At 73.0% G+C, this 15398-nt stretch carries 14 protein-coding genes; 9 read left to right on the forward strand and 5 right to left on the reverse strand.

Annotated elements, in window-relative coordinates; genetic code table 11:
• Positions 1-65: 65 nt before the first annotated feature.
• From AB0H12_RS22600 to AB0H12_RS22610, 3 genes are all read left to right on the forward strand, one after another.
• On the forward strand, positions 66-2210 hold the full coding sequence (locus tag AB0H12_RS22600; RefSeq protein WP_499624934.1) for an amylo-alpha-1,6-glucosidase: 2145 nt from the start codon (positions 66-68) through the stop codon (positions 2208-2210).
• A 5-nt stretch (positions 2211-2215) separates the two neighbouring features.
• The gene (locus AB0H12_RS22605) at positions 2216-3295 is read left to right on the forward strand and encodes a glycosyltransferase family 4 protein (RefSeq protein ID WP_499624936.1); all 1080 of its coding nucleotides are present in this window, start codon (positions 2216-2218) and stop codon (positions 3293-3295) included.
• Between the two features lie 266 nt (positions 3296-3561).
• A complete protein-coding gene (locus tag AB0H12_RS22610; RefSeq protein WP_499624938.1) occupies positions 3562-3813 on the forward strand; it encodes a putative antibiotic biosynthesis monooxygenase in 252 nt (83 codons plus the stop codon).
• Between the two features lie 9 nt (positions 3814-3822).
• Here AB0H12_RS22610 and AB0H12_RS22615 read toward each other — a convergent pair whose 3' ends face one another.
• Complete coding sequence (locus AB0H12_RS22615; protein ID WP_499624939.1) at positions 3823-4869, reverse strand: alpha/beta hydrolase; 1047 nt, start codon at positions 4867-4869, stop codon at positions 3823-3825.
• 74 nt (positions 4870-4943) lie between these two features.
• On the opposite strand from AB0H12_RS22615, the gene AB0H12_RS22620 reads away from it, so the two are divergent.
• Positions 4944-5855, forward strand: a complete 912-nt coding sequence (locus AB0H12_RS22620; protein WP_499624941.1) for a LysR family transcriptional regulator — start codon at positions 4944-4946, stop codon at positions 5853-5855.
• Between the two features lie 51 nt (positions 5856-5906).
• Here AB0H12_RS22620 and AB0H12_RS22625 read toward each other — a convergent pair whose 3' ends face one another.
• On the reverse strand, positions 5907-6326 hold the full coding sequence (locus tag AB0H12_RS22625) for a cold-shock protein (RefSeq protein WP_063797617.1): 420 nt from the start codon (positions 6324-6326) through the stop codon (positions 5907-5909).
• A 122-nt stretch (positions 6327-6448) separates the two neighbouring features.
• Positions 6449-7255 carry an SAM-dependent methyltransferase gene (locus AB0H12_RS22630; RefSeq protein WP_499624943.1) on the reverse strand — a complete coding sequence of 269 codons (807 nt, stop codon included), beginning with the start codon at positions 7253-7255 and terminating at the stop codon, positions 6449-6451.
• 201 nt (positions 7256-7456) lie between these two features.
• Here AB0H12_RS22630 and dacB point away from each other — a divergent pair, with 201 nt between their 5' ends.
• A complete protein-coding gene (dacB, locus tag AB0H12_RS22635; RefSeq protein WP_499624945.1) occupies positions 7457-9007 on the forward strand; it encodes a D-alanyl-D-alanine carboxypeptidase/D-alanyl-D-alanine endopeptidase in 1551 nt (516 codons plus the stop codon).
• Between the two features lie 12 nt (positions 9008-9019).
• On the opposite strand, the gene AB0H12_RS22640 is transcribed toward dacB, so the two are convergent.
• The gene (locus AB0H12_RS22640; RefSeq protein WP_499624947.1) at positions 9020-9976 is read right to left on the reverse strand and encodes a hypothetical protein; all 957 of its coding nucleotides are present in this window, start codon (positions 9974-9976) and stop codon (positions 9020-9022) included.
• 171 nt (positions 9977-10147) lie between these two features.
• Positions 10148-10885 carry a FadR/GntR family transcriptional regulator gene (locus tag AB0H12_RS22645; protein WP_499624949.1) on the reverse strand — a complete coding sequence of 246 codons (738 nt, stop codon included), beginning with the start codon at positions 10883-10885 and terminating at the stop codon, positions 10148-10150.
• A gap of 112 nt (positions 10886-10997) precedes the next feature.
• Between AB0H12_RS22645 and AB0H12_RS22650 the strand changes: the two genes are divergently transcribed.
• The 4 genes from AB0H12_RS22650 to ilvD all read left to right on the forward strand — a co-directional run.
• Positions 10998-11531, forward strand: a complete 534-nt coding sequence (locus tag AB0H12_RS22650) for a gluconokinase (RefSeq protein WP_499624951.1) — start codon at positions 10998-11000, stop codon at positions 11529-11531.
• 34 nt (positions 11532-11565) lie between these two features.
• Positions 11566-12942 carry a GntP family permease gene (locus AB0H12_RS22655; RefSeq protein WP_499624953.1) on the forward strand — a complete coding sequence of 459 codons (1377 nt, stop codon included), beginning with the start codon at positions 11566-11568 and terminating at the stop codon, positions 12940-12942.
• 89 nt (positions 12943-13031) lie between these two features.
• Positions 13032-13802: a hypothetical protein gene (locus AB0H12_RS22660; protein ID WP_499624955.1), complete on the forward strand. Its 771-nt coding sequence runs from the start codon at positions 13032-13034 to the stop codon at positions 13800-13802.
• Between the two features lie 91 nt (positions 13803-13893).
• Positions 13894-15398: dihydroxy-acid dehydratase (ilvD, locus tag AB0H12_RS22665; RefSeq protein ID WP_499624957.1), on the forward strand; the 1505-nt coding region annotated here is incomplete at its 3' end.

Below are 15398 nucleotides of genomic sequence, written 5' to 3' on the forward strand. Positions count from 1 at the left end.
CCGAGGGGTGGCACCCGTGGTGGACCCGGTCGGTGCGAGGGAACACCCGACGGAGGAGGCGGACGATGACCGAGGGTGGTTGGGCCTACGACGGTGAGCCCGTCGCGCTGTCACCCGACACCGTGACGCTCGTCCACGGCACGTCCTTCTGCGTCTGCGGCAGCGACGGCAACGTGGACGGCGCCGCCGCCCAGGGCGTGTTCTTCCAGGACACGCGGATCGTGTCCGGCTGGGCGTTGCGGGTGGACGGCGCGACCGTCGAGCACATCACCACGCTCACCCGCGACCCGTTCCGGATGACGTTCGTCGGCCGCGGCCGGTCCCGCGGGCACGAGGCCGAGAGCACCCTGCTGGTGCGTCGCGAGCGGTACGTCGGCGCGGGCATGCGCGAGGACATCACGCTGCGCAACTTCGGCCGGGAGGCCGTCGCGCACGTCGTCTCGGTGCACGTGGAGGCCGACTTCGCCGACCTGTTCGAGGTCAAGGAGAGCCGGGTCCGCGCACGCGGGCGGCACCAGTGCGACGTCGAGCCGGACGAGCTGCGCCTGACCCGGCGCCTGGACGGCCAGAGCCGCGGCGTGCGGGTGCGGGCGGGCGGCGCCGACTACTCACCGTCCACCCTGACCTTCCGCGCCGTCATCCCGCCCAAGGGCGAGTGGTCGACGTGCGTGACCGTGCAGCCCGTCGTGGACGGTCGGACGACCGAGACGATGTTCCCGCCGGAACGCCCGATCGACGAGTCCGTCCCGGTGCTGCGCGCCCTCCGGTGGCGCGAGGACGTGCCCGTCCTGCGGTACACGGGCAGTCCGGCACTGGGCGCGACGCTGCTGCGCAGCAGGCAGGACCTGGGCGCGCTGAGGATCTTCGACCCGGACCGGCCCTCGGACATCGCGGTCGCCGCCGGCGCGCCCTGGTTCATGACGCTGTTCGGCCGCGACTCGATCCTCGCCTCGCTGATGTCGCTGCCCATCGACCCCAACCTCGCCCTCGGCACGGCCCGGACCCTCGCCCACCACCAGGGCACGCGCGTCGAGCCGAACAGCGAGGAGGAACCGGGCCGCATCCTGCACGAGATGAGGTTCGGCGCGGACGCCTCGCTGGCGCTGGGCGGCAGCAACGTCTACTACGGCACGGCGGACGCCACACCGCTGTTCGTGATGCTGCTGGGCGAGCTGTCCCGGTGGGGCATCGACCGGGGCCAGGTCGAGGCGATGATCCCGCACGTCGACCGCGCGCTGGAGTGGATCGAGCACTTCGGGGACCGCGACGGCGACGGCTTCGTGGAGTACCAGCGCGCGACCCCGGGCGGACTGGTCAACCAGGGGTGGAAGGACTCGTGGGACGGGGTGAACTTCGCCGACGGGACGATCGCGCAGCCCCCGATCGCGTTGTGCGAGGTCCAGGGGTACGTCTACCACGCCTTCCTGGCACGTGCCTGCATCAGCGAGGACTTCGAGGACCCGGACGGCGCGCGGCGCTGGCGTGAGCGCGCGGCGCGGCTCAAGGAGCAGTTCAACGACCGCTTCTGGCTGCCCGACCGCGGTTACTACGCGGTCGCCCTGGACGGGGACAAGCGGCCCGTGGACGCGCTCACGTCGAACATCGGGCACTGCCTGTGGAGCGGCATCGTGGACGAGGACAAGGCCGAGCGGGTCGTCGAGCACCTGCTGTCGCCGGAGATGTTCACCGGGTGGGGCGTGCGGACCCTCGCGTCCGGCATGGGCGCGTACAACCCGATGAGCTACCACAACGGATCGGTGTGGCCGCACGACAACGCCCTCATCGTGCACGGGCTCATGCGGTACGGCTTCGTGGAGGCCGCGCAGCGGGTGACGATCGCGGTCCTGGAGGCCGCCGAGGCGTTCGGCGGCAGGCTGCCCGAGTTGCTGTGCGGCTTCGACCGCGCCGAGTACCCGGACCCGATCCCGTACCCGACGTCGTGCTCGCCGCAGGCGTGGGCGTCGGCCACGCCCGTGCACCTGCTGCGCGTGCTCCTGCGGGTGGAGCCGTACGCGCCGCGCCGCAAGGTGTGGCTCGCGCCCGTGGTGCCCGAGTCGTTCCAGCCCCTGGCCCTCGACGGCGTGCCGATGCTGGGCGCCCGCGTCGACCTGGAGGTCGACGGCGACGAGGTCCGGGTGCGCGGCCTGCCCGACGACGTCGAACTGGTCCGGGCGCCGGTAGGGGTGCACCCGGGATTGGACAGGGGGTGAGCCCGGTGAACCCGCTGCGCGTCGCGATGATCGCCCCGCCCTGGTTCGAACTGCCGCCCTCGGGCTACGGCGGCACCGAGGCGATGTGCGCCGACCTGGCGGACCGGTTGGTCGCCCGCGGCAACCACGTCGTCCTCGTCGGGGTCGGGCGCAACGGCACGGCCGCCGACTTCCGGGCCACCTGGGACCGCCCGCAGTCCGACCGGATGGGGCAGGGCATACCGGAGGTGGTGCACGCCGCCGCGCTGCCCGCCATCCTGTCCGACCTGGACGTGGACGTCGTGCACGACCACAGCCTGGCCGGACCGCTGCTGGCGCGCGGCCGTTCGGTGCCCACCGTGGTCACCACGCACTCGCCCGTGACCGGGGAGATGGGCCGCTACTACCGGGGTCTGAACGGCAGCGTGCACCTCGTGGCCGTGTCGAACGCGCAACGCCGGCTCGCGCCGGACCTCGACTGGGCGGGCACCGTGCACAACGGGATCGACGTCGGCCTCTTCCCGTTCCGGCGGGACAAGGAGGACTACGCGCTGTTCCTGGGCCGGACCGCGCCGTTCAAGGGGATCCCCGAGGCGATCGCCGCCGCGGCGGAGGCCGGCGTCCGGCTGCGCGTCGCGGCCAAGTGCCGTGAGCCGGCGGAGCAGGAGTACTTCCGGCGGGAGATCCGGCCGTTGCTCGGCCCGGGGGTCGAGTGGCTCGGCGAGGTGGGCCGCGAGGAGAAGCTCGACCTGCTGACCGCCGCGCGTTGCCTGCTGTTCCCGATCAGCTGGGACGAGCCGTTCGGGTTGGTGATGGTGGAGGCGATGGCGTGCGGCACGCCCGTGGTCGCCACCCGCCGCGGCTCCGTCCCGGAGGTCGTCGCACACGGTGAGACCGGTTTCGTGTGCGACGACCACGCGTCGTTGGTCGCGGCGCTGCGCCGGGTCGACCGGTTGTCGGCCGAGCGGTGCCGGGCCGAGGCGGCCCGCCGGTTCGACGTCGAGCTGATGGCCGCCCGGTACGAGGACGTCTACCGCTCCGCCGCCGCCGAGTCCCCGCACGTGATCGAGGCGGTGACCACGACACGGACCGCCGCCGCCCGATGACCTGGTCGGGCCCGCGGTCGACGTTCTGACACCGCTCGTCGAGCGGGTCCTCTTCGGACGATCAGGCACATCGCCTCGCAGGTCGGTCGGTCCGACCTGCGAGGGCGGTGGTGGTCGCGGCCGTGTGGGGCGCGTGGCGACGGCGTTTCGGGGGCGCCTCGACGTCTCTCGACCTCCTCGCGATCTCGCCCCGACGGTGTTGAGCGGTGTCCCGGAAACGGCAACAGGAGTTGTCGTTCCCGGCCGGGCAGGCCGAACCTGGCTCCATGACCGAGAACGACAAGCCGGCGGTGACCCGGGTAGGGCCACCGCCGAGGCACCACTTGGCCCTGATGATCTGGCTGGCCGTCTTCCCGACGCTCACCGTTCTGCAACTGCTCCTCGGCGACCTGCTCGACGGCGCGCCGACCGTGCTGCGGACCCTGGTCCTGGCGACGATCGCGGTGCCGATCGTCATCTACGGGCTCATGCCGCCGCTGCAACGGCTCCGCGTCCGCCTGATCGCCCGGCGGTCGTGACGACCGGCGCTAGCGGAGCCACCGCACCACCTCGTCGAGCAACCGGTCCCGGCCGTGCCCGGCCCGGTCCAGGTGGGCGAAGTGCGTCGCGCCGTCCAGGCGCGTCGCCCGCACGTCCGCCGCCCGGTCGAGGTCGGCGGCCAGCGTGGTCACGTCGCCCTCGCGGGACCAGAAGTCGTGCTCGCTCCGCAGGACCAGCGTCCGTGCGGTGATCGTGCCCGCGTGCCAGAGGCGTCGGCCGGTCGCGAGGTGGAAGCTGTCCTTCATCGCGCCGGTCGGCGCGCGGAAGCTGGGCGGCTCGCGGTCGGCCGACGTCGGGTCGCTCGCCAACGCGTGCTCGACGTAGGCCGCCGCGACGCGGGGATCGCGCCACGCGGACTTGTCGTCCACCGGGATGCCGGAGTCCCAACTCCCGAGCAGGCCCGGCCCGGTCGAGAGCCGGTACGCGCCGTGGCGCGCGTCGTCGAAGTGGCCGGGCCGGGCCGGGTCCTCGTAGTCCGAGCCGCGGCCGAGCACGGGGTGCCCGTCGAGCGCGCCGTACAGGCTGTTGTAGATCACGAGGTGCTCGACCCGGTCCGGGTGCTCGCTCGCGTACCAGGCGGCCCAGTGCCCGCCGGTCGCCCAGCCGACGAGGTCGACGCGGTCGTGGCGGGTCGTCGCGCGCAGCCGGTCGACGACCGAGGCGATGTCGCGCACCACCTGCTCGCCGGTCACCGCGGGCGGGTTGGCCGACGGTGGCGCGTCGAGCGCTTCGGGGCGGTCGGAGGCGCCGTAGCCGCGCGCGTCCACGATGAACACCCGGTGGCCCTCGCGCGCGAGGTCGGCCGCCAGCGACCCGCCGGGCACGGGCAGGTCGAACGACGCGACGCCCGGCACGCGCGCGCCGTGCAGCAGCAGCACCGGCCGGCCGCGCGCCGACCGGGCCGGCCGCACCTCGCGGACACCCAGGTGCCCGGCTTCGCCACGCACCTTCCAGTCCTTGCGCACCACCTGGTCGGACGGCGGCGCCTGCGTGATCGTCGCGGCCATCGCGAGCGTGAGGATCGTCTTCAGCATGCGGCCAGGATGCCGCCGGATCGGTCACCCAATCTGATCGTGCACAGGATCGGTGCGATTGATGCGGGGCGGATATGGATCTCAGGCACCTGCGGGCCGTCGTCGCGGTCGCCGACCACCTGCACTTCGGCCGGGCCGCCGCCGCGCTCGGCATGGCGCAGCCGCCGTTGAGCCAGAGCGTGAAGGCGCTGGAGACCGAGCTCGGGGTGTCGCTGTTCCACCGCGACACCAGGAACGTCCACGTCACGCGGGCCGGTGAGGCTTTCGTCGCGGACGCGCGCGCCGCGCTGTCCATGGTGGACACGGCGGCGCGGCGGGCGCGTGCGGCGGGGCGGGGCGAGGAGGGCTCGTTGTCGATCGGGATGGTCGGCTCATCCGTGCTGCACCCGCTGCCGATGATCATCCGCGAGTTCCGGGCGCGCTACCCCGCCGTCACCCTGTCGTTCTCCGTGCTGCCGACGGTGCCGCAGGTCGAGCGGCTGCGCGCGGCCGCGCTGGACGTCGGCCTGCTCCGCCCGCCGCTGCCCGGCCCGGCCGACGACCTGGAGCTGGTGCCGGTGTCGCGCGAGCCGCTGGTCGCCGTGGTGCCGAACGACCACCGCCTGGCCCGCCGGCGGCGCGTGCACGTCCGCTCCCTGGCCGGGGAGCCGTTCGTGCTGTTCCCGCGCCACCTCGGGCCCGGGCTGCACGACGAGATCACCGCGCTGTGCCGACGCGGCGGGTTCACCCCCGAGGTCGCGCAGGAGGCCGTGCAGATGCCGACCATCGTCGGCCTGGTCGCGGCGGGCTGCGGGGTGAGCATCGTGCCCGGCTCGTCCGCCGCGCAGCCACGGCCGGAGGTCGCGTTCCTGTCGCTGAGCCCCACCGTGCGGCTGGTCGACCTGGCGATCGCGCTGCCCGTGCCGACCCGCTCCGCCGTGGCCGCCAACTTCACCGCCCTGGCCCGGGACCTCACCAGGGCGCGCGGAACGACGCCGGCCGGGTGACCGGTGCGAGGTCCGGGCCGCCACGAGGTCCCGGGATCGGGCGACCGGCGCTCAGTCCTCGAGCCAGTTGTACTTGCGCGCCATCCCGACCAGGCTCTTGCGCACGTTCAGGATCTGCTCGGCCGTCATGCCGGGCGCCGAGGCCAGCAGCGTCTCGGTGACCTCCTGCAAGTAGCGCTTGGTCGACACGACCTCGCAGAACATGTCGTTGCCGTTGACGTCGTCACCCGAGTGGTACGACGGCGTCCCGGCCCGCACGGACGCTTCCCGCACCAGGCTCACCCGGGAGGCCTTCGGCCCCCGGTCGCCCATCTCCACCAGGAACTCGACCAGCGCGCCGGGCGCCATCAACCTCTTGTCGAAGTCGATGTCGTTGACGTGGATGAACACGTCCTCGCCACCCTCCTCGGGCGACACGAACCCGTACCCGCGCACCTCGTCGAACCGGACGACCTTGCCCTTCACCACCACCGCAACCCCTTACCAGCAGCACGCGCCACACCCGTGGCGACATCACCACGATCCTATCCCGGCCACCAACGCGCGACTCGTGCGCACGACGACGTCCGGACGCCTCGCCCTTCGGAGTGCGCTCAGCCAACCTTGCGACCGACGGCGGCGAACGTCGACATCTGCTTCGGGTCCGGGTCCTCGTCGCCGGGTTCCGGACGCCACTCGGTCAGGTAGACCACGCCGGGATCGACCAGTTCCACGCCCGCGAGCAGGTCGGCGATCTCGGCCCGGGTGCGCATCGAGAAGTCCGTGACCCGGTTCCGGAACTGCTCCGTCGCCTCCTCCGCCCGGTCGGCCTCGCCCTCCAGGCTGGCGTGCGAGAGGGCGAGGTAGCTGCCCGGCACGGTGGCGTCGAGGTACTCCTGGACGATCTCGGCGGGCTTGTCGGAGTCCGGCACGAAGTGCAGCACCGCGAACATCAGCACGCCGACCGGCCGGGTGAAGTCCAGCGTCCGCACCGTCTCCGGGTGGGCCAGCACGTCCCGCGGCCGACGCAGGTCGGCGTGCACCGCCGTCGCGTTGTCGTGGTCGCCGAGGATCGCCCGGCTGTGCGCGACCGCGACCGGGTCCACGTCCACGTAGACGATCCGGCAGTTCGGGTCGACGCTCCACGCGACCTCGTGCACGTTGCCGGCCGTGGGGATGCCCGACCCGAGGTCCAGGAACTGGGTGACGCCCTGGCCGACCAGGTAGCGCACGGCACGGCGCAGGAACGCGCGGTTGGCCCGCAGGATCCGCGGCAACCCGGGCATGACCTCGACGATGCGCTGCGCCGCCTCCCGGTCCACCTGGAAGTTGTGCGCGCCGCCGAGGTGCACGTCGTAGACCCGCGCCGGGCTCGGTCGCGAGAGGTCGATGTCGGGGCCGACCCACGATGGTCTTTGCACGCTGCCACTCCTCGGTTCACCACAGACCGTGATTGCTCCGCTGCACGCTACAACGGGCGACCCGCCACGAGAGCCCCTATCGCGGTTCGCAACCTGGCGCCCACGCGACCCGGCCATGGAGTGTCAGAACTTCACAAGCCATTCGGATACGTGGACAATCTTTGACCAGCAGTCGCACCGGCGTCCCCAGGAGGAGCTCCCATGCCCAGATCACGGTCGTTCGCGCTCGTCCTGGCCGCCGTCGCGTTCGCCGCGGCGCCGGCCGCCGACCTGGTGACGTCCGCGTCCGCGCGGGCCGACGACGCGCTCAGCCGGGACCTCGACGCGATCATCACCGGCACGGCCCTGGACGGCGCGGACGTCGGGCTCGTGGTCCGCCACGCCCACACCGGCGCCGTGGTGTTCGCCAGGGAGGGCGACAAGCGCGGCCAGCCCGCGTCCAACGGCAAGCTGCTCAGCTCCGCCGCGGCGCTCGACATCCTCGGCCCCGACCACCGGTTCCGCACCACCGTGGCCGCGACCGGCCGCGAGCGCGCCGGGGTGCTGACCGGCGACCTGCACCTGCGTGGCACGGGCGACCCGACCGTGCTCGCCGCCGACTACGACGCCCTGGCCGCCGAGGTCGCCCGGAGCGGCGTCAGGCTGGTCCGCGGCAAGCTGGTCGCCGACGACACCTGGTTCGACTCCGTGCGCCTGGGCACCGGCTGGGCCTGGGACGACGAGCCGTACTACTACAACGCCCAGATCTCGGCGCTGACCGTCTCACCGGACACCGACTACGACGCCGGGACCGTCATCGTCCGGGTCTCACCCGGCGCGGCGGGCCAACCCGCCACGGTCACCACCGACCCACCGACGGATTACGTCACCATCGCCAACACCGCCGTCACCGGCGCGCCCGGCTCGGCGTCGAGCGTGTCGGTCGAACGGCAGCACGGCGCCAACGTGATCGCCGTGCGCGGCAGCATCCCCGCCGGCGGCGCCGTCGAGAGCGAGTGGAGCACAGTCTGGGAACCGACCGGGCTGGTCACGTCCCTGTTCCACGACGCCCTGGCCCGGCACGGCGTCCACGTCCTCGGCGGCACGGGCACGGGTGCGACCCCGGCCGACGCACGGGTGCTCGGCGAGCACCGGTCGATGCCGCTGTCGCAGCTGATGGTCCCGTTCATGAAGCTCAGCAACAACATGCACGCCGAGATCCTGGTCAAGACCGCCGGCCGGGCCGTGCACGGCGAGGGCAGCTGGGACGCGGGGCTGCGCGCGATGACGGCGAAGCTCGGCGAGCTGGGCGTGGACCCGGCCGAGCTGTCGCTGCGGGACGGCTCCGGACTGTCCAGGATGGACCAGGTCTCGCCCGACCAGGTGGCCGCGCTGCTGATCGCCGCCCAGCGCGAACCGTGGTTCCAGCCCTGGTACGACTCGCTGCCCGTGGCCGGGAAGAGCGACCGGATGGTCGGCGGCACCCTGCGCAACCGGATGCGCGGCACGCCGGCCGAGGGCAACGTGCGGGCCAAGACCGGCACGCTGACCGGCGTCAGCGCCCTGTCCGGCTACGTGACGACCGCCGACGGCACCCCGCTGGTGTTCGCCATGATCAGCAACAACACCCTCACGTCGGCGAAACCGTTCGAGGACGCCGTCGCGATCCGGTTGGCGGGCCACCGGGACGGCGCGACCCCGCCCGCGGTCAGGGTCGCGCCCGAGCCGGTCGCCGACGAGCGGCTGGAGTGCAGTTGGACCAAGTCCTGCTGAGCCGGGCGGTGATCAGGTGACGACGACGCGGAACGCGTGCACGCACCACGGGCCGTCGTAGCTGGTCACCCAGAGGTTCGTGGAGTAGCCCCCCACCTTCTGCCCCTTGGCCGTGCCCTTGAGGTAGGCCTGGAAGGAGTCCTCCCCCGCCGTCCGGCCGTCCATCGCCGGGTCGATGGCCAGGTCCGGGTCGTACCCGACCAACTTCTCCACGTCCGCCGCGTCGTTGATGGCGTCCGAGCACAGCAGGCCGGCCGCGGTCGCCGCGTCACCGGCGTTCACGCTGTCCAGGAAGGACCGCATGGCGGCGAGCGCCTCGGGCGGCACCGGCTTGCCGCCGGCCGTGGGCTCGCGGTCGGTGGTCGGCGCGGTGGTCGCCGTCGGGCGTCCGCTGGCCGACGGCCCGTCCTTGGCCCGCGCGATGTCCTGCCAGCACCAGTCGCCGTCCTCGCGGACGACCGTCACCTCGACCTGCGACGTCCGCGCGGACGTGGTGACCTCGACGGTCCCCTCCACCTTGTCGTCGGTGACCTCGTCGCTGCTGACGAGCTCGGCCTTCTTGAGCGCGGACACGTCCTCGATGGCATTGTCCACGCCGGACTTGGCCTTCGGGCACTTGAGCTTCTTGAGGGCGGCGGCGTCCTGGGAGTCCAGCCCGGCGACCAGCGCCTCCAGCAGCTTCTCCGCGTCGCCGCCCTTCGCCGTCGTGGACGACGCGGTGGTCGGCGGCGCGGTCGTGGTCGTGGTGGGGTCCGCCGCACCCAGGAAGAACCCGGGCTGCACGAACCCGGTGAACGCCACACCGCCCAGCACCAGCACGACCAGCCCGACTGCGGCGACGATCGCCCCGGTCCGCTTCTTCGGCGTGGGAGGGGGCTGCGGCGCGAACCCGCCGTACTGGTAGCCGCCGTACTGGCCGGGCTGCCCGTAGGGGTCCTGCCCGCTCGGCGGTTGCTGTGGGTAGTTCACGGCGCCTCCCCGTTCGTGGTTCGCGCCTTCGACGGCGAACGGGGGCCGCGCGTTCCCGGCACCGTGGCCTCCGGCCGGCTCGTCCACCGCGGGCGCCACGCCGGACGGTGTCCACTGCGGACCGGCCACGACCGACAACCGTCGGTTCGCGGACACCCGGAAGGGCCCCGATCAGAGAACCGCGCGCGGGCCGTTCACGGGCACCACGGCGTCGCGCACCTCGGTCACCAACGCGCGCATGGCCAGTTCGGCGGCCTCGGGGTGTCGGGACGCGACCGCCCGCGCCACCTCTTCGTGCAGGTCCAACGCGCCGGGCACGGGCTTCTCCGGCATCAGCCCCAGGCTCGTCCGCCCGCGCAGCACCACCGCGACCACGTCCTGGAGCGCGGCGAACATCTCGTTGCCGCCCGACTCCAGCAGCAGCGCGTGGAAGGCGACGTCCAGTTCGAGGAACTCCTCCAGCTCGCCGGCCTCGCCCAGCCGACGCATCCGCGTGGCGAGGTCGAGCAGGCGGTCGCGCTCCTTCGCCGACGCGTTCCACGCCGCCCGCGCCGCGGCCACCGGCTCGACCGCGATCCGCAGTTCGGTGAGCGCGCGCAGCTGGGCGTCGCGGTGCGGCCCGGCCAGCCGCCACCAGATCAACCGCGGGTCGTAGACCTGCCAGGACGACTGGGGCTGCACCGTGATGCCGACCCGTCGCCGTGACGTCACCAGGCCCATCGACTCCAGCACCCGCATGGTTTCGCGGGCGACGGTCCGGGACACCCCGAACTGCTCCTGGATGCCGTCGAGCGTCAGGACCCGCCCCTCGGCCAGGTCGCCGCTGGTGATCCGCAGCCCGAGGGTGTCGAGCACGGAGGTGTGCAGGGCGTCGCCGCCCGGCGCCACCCCCCGACGTTGTACCGGCACGGCAGCAGCGTAGCCCCGGCGCGCCTTCCTCAGCCCGTTCAAAGGTGATACCTTTCGCCGCCAAAGGTACTACTTTTGATCGTCTCGTCGTCGCAGCCGAGAGGTGCACCCCATGACCACGAGCGCCGAACCGACCTGCGTGGTCGTGATGGGCGTGTCCGGATCGGGCAAGAGCACGGTCGCCCGGATGCTGGCCGACCGGCTCGGCCGACCGATGGCCGAGGCCGACGAGTTCCACCCGGCCGCCAACATCGGGAAGATGTCCGCGGGCACCCCGCTCACCGACGCCGACCGCGCGCCCTGGCTGGCCGCGATCCGCGACTGGATCACCGAACGCGCCGCCGCGGGCGAGAGCACGGTCGTCACGTGCTCGGCGCTCAAGCGCGCCTACCGCGACGTGCTGCGGGACGCGGACGCCCGGGTCCGATTCCTCCACCTGCACGGCACGGCCGACGTGATCGGCGAGCGGATGCGGCACCGGTCGGGCCACTTCATGCCGCCCTCCCTGCTCCGGTCGCAGTTCGACGCCCTCGAACCGCTGACGTCCGACGAGGACGGCGTCGCGGTCGACGTGACGCGGACGCCGGAGCTGATCGTCGAGGAAGCCGTGACCCGGCTCGACCTCGCCGCCGGGCACCCGGCGTGACCCGCCGGAACCTCCTCGAGCGACGGAGCTGCCAATGACTGTCGACGACGACTGGGTCCAGACCTTCGGCACGGGCGCCCTGCTCGGCATCGCCGCGGGCGCGATCGCCCTCCTGCTGTTCCTCATCATGTACCTGCGGGTGCACGCGTTCCTGGCGTTGGTGCTGGTCAGCCTGCTCACCGCGTTCGCCGCGCGCATCCCGGCCGAGTCGGTGGTCCCCACCCTCATCGGCGGGTTCGGCACCACCCTCGGCAGCGTCGCGCTGCTCGTCGGCCTCGGCGCGATCCTGGGCAGGCTCGTGGAGGTCACGGGCGGCGCGCAGTCGTTGACCGACGCGCTGATCCGCCGGTTCGGCGAGCAGCGCGCGCCGCTCGCGCTCGGCGTCAGCTCGCTGGTGTTCGGCTTCCCCATCTTCTTCGACGCCGGCCTCGTCGTGATGCTGCCGATCGTGTTCGCGGTGGCCCGGCGGCTGGGCGGCGGCGTGCTGCGCTACGGCCTGCCCGCCGCGGGCGCGTTCTCCGTGATGCACGTGTTCGTCCCGCCCCACCCGGGTCCGGTGGCGGCGACCGAGCTGCTCGGCGCGGACGTCGGCCTGGTGATCGCGTTCGGCCTGCTGATCGCGATCCCGACCTGGTACACGACCAGCTACCTGTTCGGGCTGGCGATGGGCAAGAGGCTGGTCCTGCCCGTGCCGACGATCCTCAGCGGCGGTCCGCAGGCCGAGGACCACGAGAACCCGCCGCGGCCGGGCACCGTCGTCGCGCTGCTGCTGCTCCCGCTGGTCATGATCTTCACCAACACCGGGCTGGACGCGGCGCGCGCCGCCGGGTGGGTCGACGGCGAGGCGTCCTGGTTCGAGGTCGCCCGCGCGCTCGGCTCGACGCCGGTGGCGCTGCTGGTGACCGTGCTCGTCGCCTCCTACGCCCTCGGCCTGCGCAAGGACGCGGTCGAGAAGCTGACCGACTCGGCCCTCGGGCCGGTGTGCGCGGTCATCCTCATCACCGGCGCGGGCGGCATGTTCGGCGCCGTGCTGCGGGCCGGCGGCATCGGGGACGCGCTGTCGGACGGGCTCACCGACATCGGGCTGCCCGTGTTCGCGGCCGGGTTCGTCATCGCCGCCGCGTTGCGGATCGCGCAGGGCTCGGCGACGGTCGCGTTGACCACGGCCGCGGGTCTGGTGCAGCCCGTCGTGCAGGCGGGCGGGTTCAGCGCGGTCGAGCTGGCCGCGATCGTGCTCGCCCTGGCGGCGGGCTCCGTGATCGCGAGCCACGTCAACGACTCGGGCTTCTGGCTGGTCGGCAACCTGATGGGGATGGACGTGCGGACCACGTTGGTGACGTGGACGGTCATGGAGACCACGATCAGCCTGGTCGGCTTCGGCCTGTCCGCGGTGCTGTTCCTGCTCGGGTGACCCCCGGCCCCGCCTCGGGGTCGCACACCGGGGGTGATACCGGGGATCTGCCGGATCATGGACGCGGCGCGAGGCGGGAGGCTCGCCGCATGACGAGAACCTCCCGCCGCGCCGCCGTCGCGGCACTGGCCGGCACGGCGCTGTTCGGCCTGGCCGCGGTGGCGCCCCAGCAGGCCGGCGCAGTGCCCCAGCAGGCCGCCGCGGTCCCGCAGCACGCCGCCGGGCAGCCCGCGCCGACGCCCGCGTTCGACTTCGCCGACTGCCCCGCGATCCCCGCCGGCGCGGACCCCGCGCAGTGGCGCTGCGAGGTGCTGGTGTCCAGCGGCACCATCAAGTTCGGCGACCTGGCCGAGCAGAGCACCGGCGCGATGCGGCTGACGTTCGCCGAGAGGCGGTTGGACGGCGAGTTCGCGCAGGTCTTCGGCGCTCTGCGGGCCGAGCCGACGAACGTGCCGGGCGGCCTGCTCGGCGTGCCCGGGCACCACCCGGTGCTGCGCGCGGACCTGCGCGTCGAGTACGCCGGGTTCGCCGACTTCCTCTCCGACGGCGACCGGATGGGCGTGCAGCACCTGAAGCTGCGGGTGGTCAACGGGCTGCTGCCGCGGACCTGCTCGATCGGCGACGAGGACGACCCGCTCGTGTTCCAACCCATCCGGACCAGCGGACCCGACCGGATCTCCGCCGACCCGCCCGTGCTCCGGTTCACCATCGAGGACAACGCGTTCGCGGTGCCTCCCGCGCGGGGTTGCGGCGGCCTGGACCGCTTGGTGGACAAGCGGTTCGGCCTGCCCTCCCCCTCCGGCGCGAACTCGATGAAGCTCACCACCCTGGTCGGCCTCAAGAGCTACACCGGGCTGTGACGGGCTCCCGGCCTCGACCGCTTCGACCGGTCGAGGCCGGGCTCGGCCGGTCGCCGGTGCGACGACCCCGCCGGGACGTTAGGTTTCGTCCATGAACGAGACCCCGGACATCAAGCCGCGCAGTCGCGACGTCACCGACGGCCTGGAGAGGACCGCCGCGCGCGGGATGCTGCGGGCGGTCGGGATGGGCGACGACGACTGGGTCAAGCCCCAGATCGGCGTCGCCTCGTCGTGGAACGAGATCACGCCGTGCAACCTGTCGCTGGACCGGCTCGCGAAGGCGAGCAAGGACGGCGTGCACGCGGCGGGCGGCTACCCGCTCGAGTTCGGCACGATCTCGGTGTCCGACGGCATCTCGATGGGCCACGAGGGCATGCACTTCTCCCTGGTGTCCCGCGAGGTCATCGCGGACAGCGTGGAGACGGTCATGCAGGCCGAGCGGCTGGACGGTTCGGTGCTGCTGGCGGGCTGCGACAAGTCGCTGCCGGGCATGCTCATGGCCGCCGCGCGGCTCGACCTGGCCTCCGTCTTCCTCTACGCGGGCTCGATCCTGCCCGGCCGGGTCACCCTGACGGACGGCAGCGAGCGCGAGGTCACGATCATCGACGCGTTCGAGGCCGTCGGCGCGTGCGCCCGCGGCCTGATGAGCCGCGAGGACGTCGACCTCATCGAACGCGCCATCTGCCCCGGCGAGGGCGCGTGCGGCGGCATGTACACCGCGAACACGATGGCGAGCGCGGCCGAGGCGCTGGGCATGTCCCTGCCGGGCAGCGCCGCGCCGCCCGCCACGGACCGGCGGCGCGACGGGTTCGCCCGCAAGTCCGGCGAGGCCGTGGTCGGGATGCTGCGCAAGGGCATCACCGCGCGGCAGATCATGACCCGGGAGGCGTTCGAGAACGCGATCGCCGTGGTGATGGCGTTCGGCGGGTCGACCAACGCCGTGCTGCACCTGCTGGCCATCGCGCACGAGGCCGAGGTGGAGCTGAGCCTGGACGACTTCACGAGGATCGGCGCGAAGGTGCCGCACCTGGCGGACGTCAAGCCCTTCGGCAGGCACGTGATGACCGACGTCGACCGCATCGGCGGCGTGCCCGTGGTGATGAAGGCGCTGCTGGACGCGGGCCTGCTGCACGGCGACTGCCTCACCGTCACCGGCCGCACGATCGCCGAGAACCTGGCCGACATCGCGCCGCCGGACCCCGACGGCACGGTGCTGCGCGCGATGAACGAGCCGATCCACCGCACCGGCGGCATCACGATCCTGCGCGGCTCGCTCGCGCCCGACGGCGCGGTGGTCAAGTCCGCCGGGTTCGACTCCGACGTGTTCACCGGCACCGCCCGCGTGTTCGACCGCGAGCGCGCGGCCATGGACGCGCTGGAGGACGGCACGATCACCGCCGGCGACGTGGTCGTCATCCGCTACGAGGGCCCCAAGGGCGGGCCGGGGATGCGCGAGATGCTCGCCATCACCGCCGCGATCAAGGGCGCCGGGCTGGGCAAGGATCGCCAGGCACGTGGCCGACACGAGGAAGAACGTCCACCGCCCCGGCCGCAGCGGCGTCCGGCGCAGCAAGATCTCCCGGACCAGCACCGCGG

The sequence above is a fragment of the Actinosynnema sp. NPDC023794 genome, from assembly GCF_040639675.1.
GTDB lineage: Bacteria > Actinomycetota > Actinomycetes > Mycobacteriales > Pseudonocardiaceae > Actinosynnema > Actinosynnema luteola.

Bases quoted from the DNA above. Each gene is read 5' to 3' on its own strand.
- AB0H12_RS22660 (WP_499624955.1), top strand. From the start codon at position 13,032: ATGACGAGAACCTCCCGCCGCGCCGCCGTCGCGGCACTGGCCGGCACG.
- AB0H12_RS22600 (WP_499624934.1), top strand. From the start codon at position 66: ATGACCGAGGGTGGTTGGGCCTACGACGGTGAGCCCGTCGCGCTGTCA.
- AB0H12_RS22620 (WP_499624941.1), top strand. From the start codon at position 4,944: ATGGATCTCAGGCACCTGCGGGCCGTCGTCGCGGTCGCCGACCACCTG.
- AB0H12_RS22655 (WP_499624953.1), top strand. From the start codon at position 11,566: ATGACTGTCGACGACGACTGGGTCCAGACCTTCGGCACGGGCGCCCTG.
- AB0H12_RS22650 (WP_499624951.1), top strand. From the start codon at position 10,998: ATGACCACGAGCGCCGAACCGACCTGCGTGGTCGTGATGGGCGTGTCC.
- AB0H12_RS22610 (WP_499624938.1), top strand. From the start codon at position 3,562: ATGACCGAGAACGACAAGCCGGCGGTGACCCGGGTAGGGCCACCGCCG.
- AB0H12_RS22615 (WP_499624939.1), bottom strand. From the start codon at position 4,869: ATGCTGAAGACGATCCTCACGCTCGCGATGGCCGCGACGATCACGCAG.
- dacB (WP_499624945.1), top strand. From the start codon at position 7,457: ATGCCCAGATCACGGTCGTTCGCGCTCGTCCTGGCCGCCGTCGCGTTC.